The organism is Bacillus sp. IS1 (assembly GCF_032461585.1).
Taxonomy (GTDB): domain Bacteria; phylum Bacillota; class Bacilli; order Bacillales; family Bacillaceae; genus Bacillus; species Bacillus velezensis.
The window spans coordinates 331,292-346,284 of sequence record NZ_JAWCWR010000003.1 but is presented as its reverse complement, the minus strand read 5'-3'; the positions used below and the strand labels follow the sequence as shown (position 1 = coordinate 346,284).

The 14,993-nt window shown below is 46.8% G+C and carries 15 protein-coding genes and 2 pseudogenes; 12 read left to right on the top strand and 5 right to left on the bottom strand.

What is annotated here, in order from left to right:
* Window positions 1-2: 2 nt before the first annotated feature.
* Genes RUW00_RS15150 through RUW00_RS15135 form a run of 4 tightly spaced genes read left to right on the top strand, consistent with a single transcriptional unit; the run spans window position 3 to window position 2,944 of the window.
* Entirely contained in the window at window positions 3-380 is a 378-nt protein-coding gene (locus RUW00_RS15150) for a GntR family transcriptional regulator (protein WP_031304429.1), read from the top strand.
* Complete coding sequence (locus RUW00_RS15145; protein WP_280144965.1) at window positions 370-1,086, top strand: ATP-binding cassette domain-containing protein; 717 nt, start codon at window positions 370-372, stop codon at window positions 1,084-1,086. Before RUW00_RS15150 ends, RUW00_RS15145 begins: the two co-directional genes overlap by 11 nt.
* Window positions 1,087-2,004 carry an ABC transporter ATP-binding protein gene (locus RUW00_RS15140; RefSeq protein WP_012117151.1) on the top strand — a complete coding sequence of 306 codons (918 nt, stop codon included), beginning with the start codon at window positions 1,087-1,089 and terminating at the stop codon, window positions 2,002-2,004.
* A complete protein-coding gene (locus RUW00_RS15135; protein ID WP_280144966.1) occupies window positions 1,997-2,944 on the top strand; it encodes an ABC transporter permease in 948 nt (315 codons plus the stop codon). The genes RUW00_RS15140 and RUW00_RS15135 overlap by 8 nt, the downstream gene beginning before the upstream one ends.
* Before the next feature lie 90 nt (window positions 2,945-3,034).
* Here RUW00_RS15135 and cspB read toward each other — a convergent pair whose 3' ends face one another.
* The gene (gene cspB / locus RUW00_RS15130; RefSeq protein WP_003155376.1) at window positions 3,035-3,235 is read right to left on the bottom strand and encodes a cold shock-like protein CspB; all 201 of its coding nucleotides are present in this window, start codon (window positions 3,233-3,235) and stop codon (window positions 3,035-3,037) included.
* Window positions 3,236-3,616: 381 nt separating this feature from the next.
* Here cspB and RUW00_RS15125 point away from each other — a divergent pair.
* Window positions 3,617-4,448: pseudogene (locus RUW00_RS15125) on the top strand (MetQ/NlpA family ABC transporter substrate-binding protein).
* A 16-nt stretch (window positions 4,449-4,464) separates the two neighbouring features.
* Here RUW00_RS15125 and RUW00_RS15120 read toward each other — a convergent pair.
* A pseudogene (locus RUW00_RS15120) lies at window positions 4,465-5,544 on the bottom strand (GGDEF domain-containing protein).
* Window positions 5,545-5,695: 151 nt separating this feature from the next.
* Here RUW00_RS15120 and RUW00_RS15115 point away from each other — a divergent pair.
* Window positions 5,696-7,087: an L-cystine transporter gene (locus RUW00_RS15115; protein WP_100261664.1), complete on the top strand. Its 1,392-nt coding sequence runs from the start codon at window positions 5,696-5,698 to the stop codon at window positions 7,085-7,087.
* A 64-nt stretch (window positions 7,088-7,151) separates the two neighbouring features.
* Here the strand turns inward: RUW00_RS15115 and RUW00_RS15110 are convergent, their stop codons facing one another.
* Window positions 7,152-7,724, bottom strand: a complete 573-nt coding sequence (locus tag RUW00_RS15110) for a hypothetical protein (RefSeq protein WP_109566808.1) — start codon at window positions 7,722-7,724, stop codon at window positions 7,152-7,154.
* 144 nt (window positions 7,725-7,868) lie between these two features.
* Here RUW00_RS15110 and RUW00_RS15105 point away from each other — a divergent pair, with 144 nt between their 5' ends.
* Together RUW00_RS15105 and RUW00_RS15100 are read left to right on the top strand one after the other, a co-directional pair.
* Entirely contained in the window at window positions 7,869-8,408 is a 540-nt protein-coding gene (locus RUW00_RS15105) for a YhcN/YlaJ family sporulation lipoprotein (RefSeq protein ID WP_003155362.1), read from the top strand.
* A gap of 120 nt (window positions 8,409-8,528) precedes the next feature.
* Complete coding sequence (locus RUW00_RS15100; RefSeq protein WP_109567364.1) at window positions 8,529-9,431, top strand: hypothetical protein; 903 nt, start codon at window positions 8,529-8,531, stop codon at window positions 9,429-9,431.
* Here the strand turns inward: RUW00_RS15100 and RUW00_RS15095 are convergent, their stop codons facing one another.
* A complete protein-coding gene (locus tag RUW00_RS15095; protein WP_109566809.1) occupies window positions 9,432-10,097 on the bottom strand; it encodes a spore coat protein in 666 nt (221 codons plus the stop codon).
* Between the two features lie 193 nt (window positions 10,098-10,290).
* Here RUW00_RS15095 and RUW00_RS15090 point away from each other — a divergent pair, with 193 nt between their 5' ends.
* Window positions 10,291-12,345, top strand: coding sequence for a bifunctional metallophosphatase/5'-nucleotidase (locus tag RUW00_RS15090; protein WP_109566810.1), 2,055 nt, complete (start codon window positions 10,291-10,293; stop codon window positions 12,343-12,345).
* A complete protein-coding gene (locus tag RUW00_RS15085; protein ID WP_109566811.1) occupies window positions 12,342-12,938 on the top strand; it encodes a class D sortase in 597 nt (198 codons plus the stop codon). Before RUW00_RS15090 ends, RUW00_RS15085 begins: the two co-directional genes overlap by 4 nt.
* On the opposite strand, the gene RUW00_RS15080 is transcribed toward RUW00_RS15085, so the two are convergent.
* Window positions 12,935-13,843: an RluA family pseudouridine synthase gene (locus RUW00_RS15080; protein ID WP_017417335.1), complete on the bottom strand. Its 909-nt coding sequence runs from the start codon at window positions 13,841-13,843 to the stop codon at window positions 12,935-12,937. The genes RUW00_RS15085 and RUW00_RS15080 overlap by 4 nt on opposite strands.
* A gap of 109 nt (window positions 13,844-13,952) precedes the next feature.
* Between RUW00_RS15080 and RUW00_RS15075 the strand changes: the two genes are divergently transcribed.
* Window positions 13,953-14,348, top strand: a complete 396-nt coding sequence (locus RUW00_RS15075; protein ID WP_007408448.1) for a DUF5365 family protein — start codon at window positions 13,953-13,955, stop codon at window positions 14,346-14,348.
* 130 nt (window positions 14,349-14,478) lie between these two features.
* Complete coding sequence (locus RUW00_RS15070; protein ID WP_007408449.1) at window positions 14,479-14,901, top strand: CBS domain-containing protein; 423 nt, start codon at window positions 14,479-14,481, stop codon at window positions 14,899-14,901.
* Window positions 14,902-14,993: the final 92 nt, after the last annotated feature.

Sequence of the window (14,993 nt, the reverse complement as noted above, 5' to 3'; positions counted from 1 at the left end):
TGATGGAGAATGAATTTCAGTCATCCAAGCCGATTTATCTGCAGATTGCCGATCGTGTATATTACCGGCTGATCCGAAGTGAGCTTTCACCGGGGGACAAACTGCCGTCCGTAAGGGAGATGGCCGTACAGATGAAAGTGAATCCAAACACGATACAAAGAACGTACAGTGAAATGGAAAGGCTGGGGATCGTGGAGACGAGAAGAGGACAGGGAACCTTTATAGCGGAAAGATCCGATCTGAAAGCGGAGCTGAAAGACAGGCTGACAAAAGACGTTTTCAAACGCTTTATTCAGGAAATGGCGGAGCTGGGGTTATCTCCTGAGGAAATGCTCGACGGGATCAAACGATATGCGGAGGAAGCAAACGATGAATCTTGATTTTGAACGCGTAACAAAAAAATACGGCCGCAGGCTTGCGGTCAGCGATGTATCATTTTCATTGTCTCCGGGTAAAATCTACGGAATTTTAGGGCCGAACGGAAGCGGTAAATCAACAACGCTTAAAATGCTTGCCGGGCTTGCGTTCCCGACATCGGGCGCCGTCCGGATGGGAGATTGCGCAGTAAGCAGGAACATGCTGTTTCGTACGGCTTATTTAACCGAACATGATATGTTTTCCGCCCGGACGACCGTCGGTGATATGCTCACATTTTATCATTCGCAATTCCCGGATTTTCAGCTCGAAAAAGCACATAACCTATTAACGGAAATGAATCTTTCAGCGAAGCAGAAGATAAAAGAGCTGTCCAAAGGCAGCCGGGGCAGGCTGAAAATCGTCTTGGCCCTCTCGAGAAAAGCATCCGTCATTCTGCTGGATGAGCCGTTTTCAGGTCTTGATCCGGCGGTCAGAGAGTCGATTGTCAACAGTCTCGTATCTTATATTGATTTTGACAGCCAGATCGTCGTCATTGCCACGCATGAGATCGTCGAGATTGAGACGCTGTTAGACGAAGTGATGGTTTTCATAAAAGGGAAAATCGCTGAACGGCGCGAGGTCGAAGAAATCCGGGAACAGGAAGGAATGTCCGTGCTGCAATGGTACAGAAGCGTCATGCAGGCGCACGAAATAGAAGGGGGATTCTAATTGGAAACGGTATTAGAACTGCAACAGGTAAAGAAAACGATAAAAGGACGAACGATTATTCATGATCTGAGCTTCTCCGTCCGGGCGGGCGAAGTGTTTGGATTTTTAGGGCCGAACGGAGCGGGGAAAACCACTACGATCAGAATGATGGTCGGATTAATGAAACTGTCTCAGGGAGACATCGTAATCTGCGGGGAATCCATTACGAAAAACTATGCAAAAGCGGTCAGGCACGTCGGAGCCATCGTGGAAAACCCGGAGCTGTACAAATTCCTGAGCGGTTATAAAAATTTACAGCAGTACGCAAGGATGGTAAAAGGCGTTACGAAAGAAAAAATAGATGAGGTCATCGAGCTCGTCGGGTTGCAGGACAGAATACATGACAAAGTAAAAACCTACTCTCTCGGAATGAGACAGCGTCTCGGCCTCGCCCAAAGCCTGCTGCATAATCCTAAGGTGCTGATTCTGGATGAACCGACAAACGGCCTTGATCCCGCGGGCATCAGGGAAATCAGGGACCATCTGAAAAAGCTGACACGTGAAAAAGGAATGGCTGTCATCGTCTCTAGCCATCTGCTGTCAGAAATGGAGTTAATGTGCGACCGAATCGGCATTCTGCAAAAAGGGGAGCTTGTCGATATTCAAAAAGTAAGGGATGAAGGAAAAGAGGATAAAGATACATACTTCTTCCATATTGAACAAAGAGAAGAGGCTCTTGCCGTTCTGAGTCAGTTTGACTGTGTGAAGAAGACAAACGGTATTGAGATCAAGCTGTCAAAACAGGAAGTGCCTGATGTGATATCTCTGCTCGTCCGTGAAAACATCCGCTTATATGAAGTGAAAATCATGACAAAATCTTTGGAAGACCGTTTCTTGGAGATTACCGGCGGGACGAAAGAGGAGGTTCAATATGTTTAAGCTGATCTATAATGAATGGATAAAAATTTTCAGCCGCGTCGGCACGTGGGCTATGATTGTAATTTTAGGCATTTCGATGATCGGTTTTGCGCTTCTGTCAAACCATTTCACCTCGAGCGAAGCCAATCCGAATTGGAAACAGGAGCTCCAAGCTGAAAACAAAGAAATGAAACAGCAGATGAAGGAAACCGGAAATCAGACGCTCATTGATAATCTGAAACAGAATGTCGCGATAAATCAATACCGTATGGATCATAACATTCCCGAGGATACAGGGTACACCGTGTGGTCATACGTAGCTGATTCTTCGATGATGACTGTTTTGACCGGGCTGTTTACGATTATCATTGCCGCAGGCATCGTGGCGAATGAGTTCAACTGGGGGACGATCAAGCTGCTGGCTATCCGTCCGCTCAGCCGTTTTCAGATTTTGCTATCTAAATATATGACGGTGCTGCTGTTCGGACTGCTGATGCTTGTGATTTTATTTGCCGGCTCCGCTCTGTTGGGATTGGTCTTTTTCGGTACAGGCGGAGATACTGCGGCTGATGTTCATCTCGTATACAAAGACGGCCATGTTTTTGAGCAAAATATCATCGCTTTCCTCGCTAAAACATATGTCTATGAATCTGTCTCCGCTTTTATGCTTGCGACGATGGCGTTTATGCTGTCTGCGGTATTCCGGAACAGCTCATTAGCGGTCGGATTTTCTATTTTTCTATTGGTTATGGGGAACACGGCGACGGTATTTCTTGCTGCGAAATTTGAATGGACCAAATATATTTTATTTGCGAACACAGATTTGTCGCAATATATGAACGGGACTCCTTTAGTAGAGGGGATGACGATGACATTTTCGGTTGTGATGCTTGTGATTTACTTCGTTATTTTTCTGGCGCTCGCATTCGGCGTCTTCTTAAAACGCGATATTGCCACCTGATATAAAAAAGCTGTTTTGCCTTTGCAAAACAGCTTTTCGTTTTAGATGAAAAAAACCTGCCGGCGTAAACCGGCAGGTTTTTTAAACAATTTATGCTTTTGTTACGTTAGCAGCTTGTGGTCCGCGGTTTCCTTCAACGATTTCGAAAGAAACAGATTGGCCTTCTTCTAAAGTTTTGAAGCCTTCGCCTTGAATAGCAGAGAAGTGAACGAATACATCGTCTTGACCTTCTACTTCGATGAATCCGAATCCTTTTTCAGAGTTGAACCATTTTACTTTACCTTCTAACATGAAATTTCCTCCTAAAGCGACATAACGCTTAAATTCACTATTCTTGCTCTAAAACAAACTTCCAAGACGAAAACTCTTACAAAACTTTCTTCTTAAAGATAGTTCGAACAAAAATAATTACCTTTACTCTACCAGTAATTCGAAGAAAAAACAACTGCTAAATGTAACTTTTTTCGAAATAACATGTTTTAAGAGGAGAACGCTCTGATACGGAAATCTGATTTGAGACTAGAACAGCCCATTTTCAGCTGATAAAAACCGCTTTGCAGCCTCTTAAGGAAGCAATTGACAACCCTTTTTTAATCGGTATTGTATGTAATCATGAGCCCGAATACCATGGTGCCGCCTCTGTACATAAAAATAGATAGGGAGTAGGTCAACTTGAACCTGCGGCTTATAAACAGTCTGTTTCTTTTCATTTTGATCATGTTACTTACTTCATGCCATTATCCTGACGGGAACCGGACAATTACTATCGGAATCAATGAATCTGATCAATCGATCTGGGAGTTTGTCGCGAAAAAAGCCGGTGAGGAAGGATTGCAGCTTTCTTTGGTAACGTTTTTCGGATTATGCCGAGGCCGATTTGGCGCTTGCCGGCGGGGATCTCGACGCCAATGCGTTTCAATCCGTTTCTTATTTTCAATCTTTGCCGCCTCATGTGAAAAAGAAGCTGGCTCCTTTAGGAACGACATATGCGGTATCGCTTGGGGTGTATTCCAAGCAGCATAAACGGCTGAAGGATATACCGGACGGAGCGGTCATTGCCGTGCCTGATGAAGCGGCGGCCTTCGGCAGGGCGCTTTTTCTCATGCAGGAGGCCGGACTGATGACATTGAAAAAGGGATTCACCGGTACGGGTTCAACTGATATGATCAAGGACAACCCGAAGCATCTGACCTTAAAAACGGAAACAAAAAAGAACGCATATCAGGCGGCGGAACATGCTGACGCAGCAGTTCTCAGTCAAAGCGAGGCGAAAAGAGCAGGATTTCATGCGGAGAAGGACGCGCTGATCCGATCGGCGCAAATGAAGGAAGCGTATATTCATCTGATCGCCGTCAGAGCTGAGGATAAAGATGATGAACGGATGCAAAAACTCCTGTCTTTGTATCAATCAGATGATACCGCGGCGTTTATTGAAAAAGAATATGAGGGCAGCCTGATTCCTGTTTTCCTGAGGGGCGGCTTTCTCACTGAAAAGAAAGAATGATTTCCTCTTCGGGCGATCATTCTTTTTTTTCAGTGCTGCACACTTGATTGCGCCCTGATGTTTTCGCTTTGTACAGCATCCGGTCTGCGATCAGGGGCAATGTCTGAGGATCCGATGTATTTGTCGGATAATGCGCGATGCCGAGGGAAACGGTCACGGGAATTGTATCTCCGCTCGTCAGCAGAATCGGGTTCGCGTCAATCGTGTGCCTGATTTCCTCTGCGAGGTGAAGCCCTTTCGTATACGTGCAATTGGGCATAAGCACGGCAAATTCTTCCCCGCCGATGCGGGCTGACGGATCAGAACTGCTGAGTAAGAACCTCAGGCGCGCCCCCAGTTCCTTCAGCACTTGATCCCCTTCATAATGGCCGTATTGATCATTGATCTGCTTAAAGTGATCAATATCCAAATAAATAAGCGCGAGCTGAGACGAGGGGGATTGAGACGCCCGATCGTACAGAACGCGCGAGACTTCCTCGAATTTTCTCTTATTAAAAATCCCCGTCAGAAAATCATAATTCGCTTGAAACTTGTATTGCTTGAACAAAAGGCGGGCATCGGCTTCGTGTTTAATAATATACAGCGACAGCATTCCGCCCAAGACGGAAATGAGCCAATACTAAACGAGGGCCCCGGCAGGCTGTTCGGGCATAAGAAACAGCAGCGTCAGGGTGAAAATAACATTTGAAAAAAGCAGCATAACGAACGCCATTTTGTGATCCGGCTTTTTTCCTCTGAGGACGGCCGCAGAAAGTATCGCAATAACCCCGACGGCGGCGATGGAAAAAATGGCGCTGGCATTGAAATTGATCAGGATACGGCCTGCGACGATAATCGCAAAGGCGGCTGCCGTAGACACCCAGCCTCCGTAAAGAGCGGCGATGATAATGGGGATATTTCTGAGATCAATGATGGAATCGGAGTAAGAAAAGCCGAAAGCAATCAGAAAAACCCCTAAAAGCCCGCAGACCGTCCCCTTCAGTAATTGAAACATCAGACGGTCTTCTTTATACGAAAGCGACTCTTTAAAAAGAAGGGTGAACAGATAATTAAATGTAATTAAAATCGTCAAATTAAGAAACAGTTCCTTCAGCATAACAATCACCCTTATATAAGTTACTAGAGAAAGGGTGGAAAGAAAAGAGAAAAGTCTATAAAAATACATATTTTGTCAATTCTTACTTGACCGATCGGAATTCATATAATATAGTGTTAAAGGATAATGAGCAAGGGAGTGTTTACCTGTTTTGGAGAATTTATTTGTAGTCTTACATGTTTTTATTATGCTTTTGCTTATAGCAGGTCTGTTTGTCATGCAAAAAAAACACGTTTCCTTTTCTAAACGTGTCTTTACCGCGCTCGGACTAGGCATTGTATTCGGTTTTGCACTGCAATTGATTTACGGGCCGGCTTCACATATCGTGACACAAACGGCCGATTGGTTTAATATTGCCGGCGGCGGTTATGTCAAATTGCTTCAGATGATCGTCATGCCGCTAGTCTTTATTTCTATTCTCGGCGCATTTACGAAGCTGAAACTGACCCATAACATCGGGAAAATCAGCGGACTGATCATCGGGATTTTGATCGCTACAACAGCAATTGCTGCGGCAGTCGGAATTGTTTCGGCGCTTTCCTTTGATCTGAAAGCCGTTCATATCGACCAGGGAAGCACCGAGTTATCAAGAGGCCAGGAGCTGCAGCAAAAATCTGAGGATATGACGGCCAAAACGCTGCCTCAGCAAATCGTTGAGCTTCTGCCGGGAAATCCGTTTCTTGATTTTACGGGGGCCAGACCGACTTCCACCATCGGAGTCGTTATTTTCGCCGCTTTCCTCGGCATCGCTTTTCTGGGCGTGAAACGGAAGCAGCCGGAGCACGCTGCGACTTTCAGCGGAATTGTCGATGCGGTATACGCGATTATTATGCGCGTCGTGACATTAATTTTAAGACTGACGCCTTACGGGGTATTGGCGATTATGACAAAGACGATCGCGACAAGCGACATCGACAGCATTGCGAAACTGGGGATGTTTGTGATCGCTTCATACGCCGCGCTTATCGTCATGTTTATCATTCACTTGCTGCTGATTACGTTCAGCGGTTTAAATCCGATCACATACGTGAAAAAAGCATTTCCTGTCATGGTATTTGCGTTTACGTCCCGTTCAAGCGCAGGGGCTTTGCCGCTTAATATTAAAACACAAAAAAGCATGGGCGTCCCGGAAGGAATTGCGAACTTCGCCGGTTCATTCGGCTTATCGATCGGTCAAAACGGCTGTGCCGGCATTTACCCGGCGATGCTCGCGATGATGATTGCGCCGACAGTAGGGCAAAACCCGTTTGAACCGGGATTTATCGTCTCTGTCATCGCCATCGTGGCAATCAGTTCATTCGGTGTAGCAGGCGTGGGAGGCGGCGCGACATTTGCGGCTCTGCTCGTCCTATCCGCTTTGAACATGCCTGTCGCGCTTGCCGGGCTGCTCATTTCAATTGAGCCGTTAATTGACATGGGGCGCACCGCCTTAAATGTCAGCGGCAGTATGACCGCAGGGCTGTTAACAAGTAAAATGACGAAGGAAACCGATACCGCGGTGTACAATGATTCCTCAATCGTCATTGAAGCTGAAGAAGCTTAAAAGCAGATCGAGCGCTAAAACGAAAAATCCTTCATCGTTGAACGAATGAAGGATTTTTTCGTTTCTAATGATTTCCGGGTTCAATTTCTTCCAGCATATTCATCACGGTGCTGTCATTTAAAACATTTACCGCGCTTTCTTCGAAGTGAATCGGCTCGGTATAGTGAGGCTTCGGCGAAGTTTCTTTACTGCGGTCTGCCTGTCCGTCTGTATGGGATGAGCCGGAGTGATTGCGGGAAGTCTGCTCATGCTGCTGTCCGCCGGAATCCCCGCCGAACGCCTGTTTGATCAGCTCGGCAGGCTGCGTGGAGCCGTTTTGTGAATGCCGGGCTTTGTCCGTGTGCTGCTGTCCGCCGGAATCCCCGCCGAACGCCTGTTTGATCAGCTCGGCAGGCTGCAATGAGCCGTTTTGTGAATGCCGGGCTTTGTCCGTGTGCTGCTGTCCGCCGGATTCCCCGCCGAACGCCTGTTGAATCAGGTCAGCAGGCTGCATGGAATGTGTGCCATCTTTATGCTGCATACTGCCTGAAACCATTCCGGAGATTTTCCGGCGGATTTCGGGTGATAAAGCTGCAATCAGAATCGATGATCCGATCAGCAGCGCTGTCGGGCTGACGCCGCTTTTTTTTCTGAACAAGTTAAATCCCTCCTCATTCAATTGATTACGCTTACCTTTCCCTTTCCTTCTGATATTTATCCAAACCGCTCAGAATGCAAACGGCGTGCATAAATCCCGCCGAATAGAAAAACCTATACGTAAAGTGAGAAAGGAGGAATTCACATGATAAAAAAGCAAGCAGTTATCTCTGCCCTTCTTCTGCCGATGCTGATTACCGCAGGGTGCAGTATGGGGAACCAGGGGGAAGGAAAACGAAATGACAACCGCACCCAGAATGTAAATTACCGCAACACGCCTAACGACGGTGCGACAAATATGAATACAGTGAACCGTCATAACCAAAACACCGATCACAATGACAATCGTAACCTGAGAGTGGCTGATAAAGCCGCTGACAAGGTGACTGATTTAAAAGAAGTTAAAAATGCGACTGTGATCGTTGCCGGAAACAGCGCATATGTTGCCGTTGTTCTGACAAACGGGCAAAAAGGCGCCATCGCCAACCATTTAAAAAATAAAATTACCGATAAGGTGAAATCAGCCGATAAACATGTCCGGACTGTATATGTATCAGCGAACCCGGACTTCGTTGAACGTATGCAAGGCTACGGAAAACGAATCCAAAACGGACATCCTGTATCCGGTCTGTTTGATGAATTCGGTCAAATGGTGCAGCGTGTATTCCCAAACCCCAATAAATAAATGAATGGAAAAGCCGCATTTGATGCGGCTTTTTTATTTTATCTGCCGTCACGACCCAGCGCTCCTGAGCATAAAGTAAAGAATGAGATGAAAATTAAAGGATCGGGGAGGGGAGCTTGTTTGCGTGACGGCATGGGGAAACGGGCGGCATTCACTCTGATCCTGTGCGGAGTCCTTGTCATATTGGCTGTCAGTTCAGCCGTTTCAGTAAGTATGATGTACGTCCTGTCAGGCCAAAACAGCCGCTCTGTTCCGACGAAGGAACAAGTGACTGAACACATGAATAAAGAAATTTACAAACATACAGCGATTTACTATACGGCGGATGAAAAGCCGCTCTTGGATCTGACCAAGCTTACGCTGGACCACGCAAAGCGTATCAATCAAATCATTGTCGGCTACAAAGGTGCAGCGCCACTTGAACTCATTTTCTTTTCGGATGAAGCTGAAATGGAGCAATATTCAGGATTGAAAAATGTAGTCGGTTTTTATTCAGAACAGGAGCAGATGATGGGGCTTTTGCCTGAAGAGAAAAAACAGCTTTTGAAAAAAGATGAGCTGGCCGTTTTCATGTATAAACAATTAATTATACATGAATATACACACTACGCGTTTCATCAAAAAACGCGGCAATTGGGGACGGATACGTCTGTATTTCCGCTTTGGTTTCATGAGGGGCTGAGCGAGTGGGTCGCGCATTATGATGTAGTCATTGATCCGATTGCATTTTCCGTCGTGCCGTTTGATCAATTAACGACCGACCGGAAATGGCAGAAATCGCGTATGGAATATGAAACGGATGTCTATTTGCAAAGCTTCTATATGATAAAGGACTTAACCGAAACATTCGGAGAAGGCATTATCTTAACCATTATCAACAAAACCGCCGAAACACAGGATTTTGAAAAAGGCTTTGAAGCGGCTACGAAAGAAGGCCTGAAACAATTTGAACATGATTTCATAAAAGCATATGAAAAAAAGAAAACGGCATTGGAGAGTCAGGTTTCCAACGCCGTTTTTTAATCAATGGAGGTTTTGCTGCTGCTGTCCCATTTGTCCTTTAATCGGAGGCATTTGCGGCTGTCCCTCCGCCGGTGCAAATGAATTCAGCATGGTCTGCATATCTTGTGCATTGAGCTGAGGAACCTGATAATAACCGTGTTTGTTTTGGTATAAGAAGATTTCAAACGCCATTTCGACATATTGCTGAATTTGGGCGGAGAGCACTCTTCTTGTGACGGGATTGGTCATTTCAAGCGAGCTCATCGTCAAGAGAGAAGCTTGAGCTTTAATCAGGCCGAGCATATGGCCGCTGATCCCGAGATCTTTGACATCATTTAATGATTGATTCGGTTTTTTCGGCTGAGTCGGTTTTATACCGTAGACGGCCTGGTTCTGTTCCTTCATCATATATGTCGACGTTTCCTGAGAAGGCTTTTGGCCGGTCTTAAAGCATTCTGCCGTCAGATTATAGAGTCCGAGAATGAATTGATACTGGCGGTCAAGGATGTCGGCCAGCTGCTGATCCTGTATAAACTGTCTGAGCATCATAAATTGATCCAAAACGCCGACTGTTCCGGCCAGCACTTCATGCATATCGAAAAGCTCATGTCCTCCGTGATTCACTTGCGGTGAACCCGGGATCCCCTGATTTACTGGCGGCTGCTGCTGATTCTGCTGCTGTTCCACTGGTTGTTTTCCTCCTTCATGTCAAATCATCATTAAGATGTGAAAAAAGCCGATCCGTTATACATCAAGACCTATTTCGTTACGTGGGGATTATTTACTATTTTGCGCCAGTGAAGACAATCTTTACAAAAAAGTGATGTGATTTTTAAGAAAATAAGCTAACGTATTTCTTAGAAGACAGGGGGGGAAATGAATGAAGAAAAAAAGGGGTATGCGTCTTTCGTGCTGTTTGCTGACGGTTTGTTTTATGATGTTCAGCGTGAAAGATGCGGAAGCAATCGGACAAGCCGGATCACTGAATGAAGCTGGAACGGATAAAGCGTATAAAGAACGGCAGACTGAAGACTCGGGCCGTGTCCCGCTCAGAATCATCAGCATGAATGATCTGCACGGAAAAATTGATCAGCAATATGAGCTTGACCTTAACGGAGACGGTAAACCGGATGGCACTTTCGGGCGGATGGACTACGCCGCCGCGTACATTAAAAAGGCGAAAGCCGAGAAAGAACACGCCTTTGTCGTGCATGCGGGCGATATGATCGGGGGCAGCTCTCCCGTGTCAGCCCTTTTTCAGGATGAACCGACAGTAGAATTGATGGAAGACATCGGTTTTGATGTCGGAACTGTCGGCAATCACGAATTCGATGAAGGAACGGATGAGCTTAAACGGATCATCAATGGAGGAGATCATCCGGACGGTAAGGGGACAAGCGGTTATGACGGCCAAAATTTCCCGCTCGTCTGCGCAAACTGTAAACTGAAGTCAGGGGAGTCCTTTCTGCCGCCGTATGAAATCAAATACGTTTCCGGAATTCCGGTCGCATTTATCGGGGTTGTAACCAGATCGGCGGCAGGCATGGTCATCCCGGACGGAATTAAAAATATTACGTTTACGGATGAGGTAAAGGCCGTCAATGACGCCGCCGCTGACTTGAAGAAAAAAGGAATTAAAGCAATCGCCGTACTCGCCCATATGTCTGCTGAACAAAATGGCTCAGCAATCACTGGAGAATCCGCAAAGCTTGCAAGCGGAACAGACTCAGAGATTGATGTGATTTTCGCCGCGCACAATCATAAAGTCGTAAACGGAGAAATCAACGGCAAGCTGATTGTGCAGGCATTTGAATACGGAAAAGCAATCGGAATCGCCGATCTTGAACTTGATAAAGAGTCGAAGGATATCGTGAAAAAATCAGCGGAAATCCAATATATCGATCAAAGTAAAATCAAGCCTGACCCGGCTGCGGCAGGCATATTAAGCAAATATGAAGAGAAAGTGAAACCGATTATCAGCGAAACGGTCGGGGAAGCGGCCCATGATATAACGGGCGGGTATTCAAATGACGGCGACACGGCGCTCGGAAATCTGATTGCCGACGGTATGAAAGCGAAGATGAAATCCGATTTTGCGCTTATGAATGGGGGAGGCATCCGGGACGGCATAAAAAAAGGGCCGATCACATGGGGAGACCTTTATAATGTACAGCCGTTCGGCAATGTGCTGACGAAGCTTGAAATCAAAGGAAAAGATTTGCGGGAGATCATCAACGCGCAAATTTCTCCGGTGTACGGACCGGATTACAGCATCAGCGGATTTTCCTATACATGGAACCCGGAAACCGGACAAGCGGTTGATATGAAAATGGCGGACGGGACAGACATACAGCCCGAAAAAGGATATACAGTAACAGTCAATCAATTTATGGCGACGGCGGCGGGGGCAAAATACGGTCCGATCGGGAAAGTCGGCAAGAATCCGGTGACGGGGCCTGAGGATTTGGAAGCGACAGTAGACTATGTCAAAAGCTTTTCCGCACCGATTTCTTATCAAACCGACGGCCGCATCCGCACGGCATCAGCCGCCAAAACACCTGATGACACCGGCAATCAGCCGGGAAGCGGGGAAACACCGGGCGGCACCAGGCCTGATAAAGGAGAAAAACCTCAAGCGGAAAAACCCGCTAAAAAACCGGATGCAGCAGAACAGCCTGATCAAACCAAAAAACCTAAACGTCCTGTCGTAAAAGAAACAGCATCTGATACAGTGCAGTCAATTCCTGAATCCCGTCCGGCGTCTGCCGCAAATTCGGAACAAAGCACAAAACAGACTGAAAGCGGCACACAAAAAGGCCGCCCATTGCCTGATACTTCAGCGGGCAGCCATCAGACGGCATTGGCCGGCCTGGTGATCACGGGTGCCGGCGTATATTGGCTTTTCAGAAAGAAAAGGGGAATCCGCACACGATGAACAAACTGAAACATATTCCGCTTCTCGTCATCATCGCCGGTATCATCATCACATGTTACGGAAGCTGGAAGATCATTGATTCACATATGAAAACGAACCAATCGCTTGAAGAAGCAAAACAAGCAACAGAACCTGTCTTGGAAAAGAACGAAACAAAAAGCGCCGTGCTGGCACAGCGCAAAAAAGAATTTCACCCCGAAACGGGTGAGGCAAGCGGCATTTTAGAAATTCCTGAAATCGACGCTGAGCTCCCGATCGTCGAAGGGACTGACGCAGATGATTTAGCAAAAGGCGTCGGACATTATAAGGACAGCTATTATCCGGGCGATCACGGCCAAATTGTGTTATCCGGCCACAGGGACACGGTGTTCCGCCGGACCGGCGAACTGAAAAAAGGAGACAGACTGAACGTGATTTTGTCTTACGGCACGTTTTCTTATAAAATCAGCCGTACAAAAATCGTCAGCCGGGATGATACATCTGTCATCACCCTTCAGCACAAGCGGGAGGAACTGATCCTGACCACTTGCTATCCGTTTTCTTACATTGGAAATGCGCCGAAACGATATATTATATATGCCGACCCGGTTTAAGAAAAATACGTTTCGGTAAAATGAGCCAGATCAGCCGGCATCGGCGCCTCGGCAACGATTTCTTCTCCTGAGATCGGATGGACGACACTGACTTTTTTGGCGTGAAGCGCCTGCCTGTGAAACAGCGTCCTGCTTCCGCCGTACAGGTCATCGCCCGCCAACGGATGGCCGATGCTTGCCATATGCACCCTGATTTGATGTGTTCTCCCGGTTTCCAGTTCAAGCTCTGCCAATGTAAGCTGCGCACCGGGATGATAGCCTTTCACTCTGTAATGGGTGACGGCGGCTTGTCCGCCGGGTGAGACGCGCCGTCTGACGGAATGTGACCTGTCGCGGCCGATCGGCGAGTCAACCGTGCCTTTTTTCGGCGTGACTTTTCCTTCCGCCGCGGCGATATAGGTGCGTTTTAATGTTTTGGTTTCGAGCTGACGGTCAAGGATTGCATGGGCCAGGCGGTGTTTCGCGAAAACGACCGCGCCTGACGTGTCACGGTCAAGACGGTGAACGTGGCGCACTTTCGCCTGCTCGCCGTTGATTTGAAAATGGTAAGCGATCAGGTTGCTGAGGGTGCCGGTCTGACCCTCTTCATTTGGATGAGTCGGCATTCCCGCCGGCTTATTTGCAATCAGCATATGATTGTCCTCAAATAAAATGTCCGGCTCTCCGTATTCCGGAGTCACCGAAGAACCCGTTTTTTCCTGAAGATCAATGAATAAGCGATCTCCGGTCTTCAGTATGATATTGTTTTTCGGGGATGTCCGATTCACCTGAATGCTTTCTTGGTTCATCCATTCCGTAATTACGGGTTTTGACGCCTGGAATTCAGATTTCAGGACTGAAAACAGCCATTGTCCGGCGTGCTTTTCCGTAATCAGGAGTTCCAGACCGCGGTCATTTTGTTTCATATCATAAAGCTCCTTTTCAAGCGGAAAGCGGCTGTTTCAATAGGAAACACTTACCTTAGCTTTCGCGTTTTTTTCTATGCTATTCTTGATAAAGATTAAGGATATTCACATGGCAAGAAAGGTGATTGATGTGAGAATTGTGAACGCAGCGACTGACGGACAAGAAAGCGCGATACAAGAGCTTTCCTCTGAATTGTTTCAAAATGTCTTTCCTCTTTATTTCTCCGAACTGGAAATTCAGCGCTTTAAAAAAAGGGGCGTATTATCATTACAAAACCAACGTTACCAAGGAACTTTAAAAGAAGCGTTTCAAATTATGGCTTGTCTGCAAACGGTACATATCATGCTGTCAAAGCCGCACCCGGTATATGACGTCAAAGAGCGGGCGCTGTTTGATAAAAATTGCGCTTTGCTGAATGAATGCGGAATGAATTTTCCCTTTACCTATGATGATTTCGAGACAGGGGCCGGATCAGAAGCCTGCGGTCACAGAAGGCTGATCTGACGGGTAAAAAGAGCCTTTTAACAGGCTCTTTTTTGCTTCCTTGACATGATACCACAATTTCTTTCCTCTAACTCCCTTTATAATGAGACAACTCCCCGAGCATAATAAATGTCGAAAGGGGTGCTTTACAATGAGTTCAATCAAACAATCAATGACTACCCACGTGGCTACCGTTTCTCCCAATCAAACGATTCAGGAAGCGGCTGCGCTGATGCACCAGCATAATGTCGGAGCAATTCCCGTCGTTGACGGAGGGGAATTAAAAGGAATGCTGACAGACCGTGATATCGCATTGAGAACAACGGCTCAAGGCCGCGACGGCCAAACACCTGTTTCACACGTGATGTCTTCTGCAGTTGTATCCGGAAACCCGGAAATGAGTCTTGAAGAGGCGTCACATCTGATGGCCCAACACCAAATCCGCCGCCTTCCCATTGTCGATCAAAATCATCTGGTCGGGATTGTTGCGCTTGGAGACTTAGCGGTCGATCAGCGTTCAAATGAGTCTGCGGGAGCAGCTCTTTCCAATATTTCCAGTCAAAACACACAGTAACGGATGAAGAGAGCTTGCACTCATGCAGGCTCTTCTTTCCGTCAGAATGTTACATTTTGAACGCGAAAGAAATTCACGGTATAGTGTATACA

Excerpts from the sequence above, each read along its gene's own strand:
- RUW00_RS15150 (WP_031304429.1), top strand. The coding sequence starts at position 3 with ATGGAGAATGAATTTCAGTCATCCAAGCCGATTTATCTGCAGATTGCC.
- RUW00_RS15105 (WP_003155362.1), top strand. The coding sequence starts at position 7,869 with ATGATAAAAAAGCAAGCAGTTATCTCTGCCCTTCTTCTGCCGATGCTG.
- RUW00_RS15070 (WP_007408449.1), top strand. The coding sequence starts at position 14,479 with ATGAGTTCAATCAAACAATCAATGACTACCCACGTGGCTACCGTTTCT.
- RUW00_RS15145 (WP_280144965.1), top strand. The coding sequence starts at position 370 with ATGAATCTTGATTTTGAACGCGTAACAAAAAAATACGGCCGCAGGCTT.
- RUW00_RS15090 (WP_109566810.1), top strand. The coding sequence starts at position 10,291 with ATGAAGAAAAAAAGGGGTATGCGTCTTTCGTGCTGTTTGCTGACGGTT.
- RUW00_RS15080 (WP_017417335.1), bottom strand. The coding sequence starts at position 13,843 with ATGAAACAAAATGACCGCGGTCTGGAACTCCTGATTACGGAAAAGCAC.
- RUW00_RS15085 (WP_109566811.1), top strand. The coding sequence starts at position 12,342 with ATGAACAAACTGAAACATATTCCGCTTCTCGTCATCATCGCCGGTATC.
- RUW00_RS15075 (WP_007408448.1), top strand. The coding sequence starts at position 13,953 with ATGGCAAGAAAGGTGATTGATGTGAGAATTGTGAACGCAGCGACTGAC.
- RUW00_RS15135 (WP_280144966.1), top strand. The coding sequence starts at position 1,997 with ATGTTTAAGCTGATCTATAATGAATGGATAAAAATTTTCAGCCGCGTC.
- cspB (WP_003155376.1), bottom strand. The coding sequence starts at position 3,235 with ATGTTAGAAGGTAAAGTAAAATGGTTCAACTCTGAAAAAGGATTCGGA.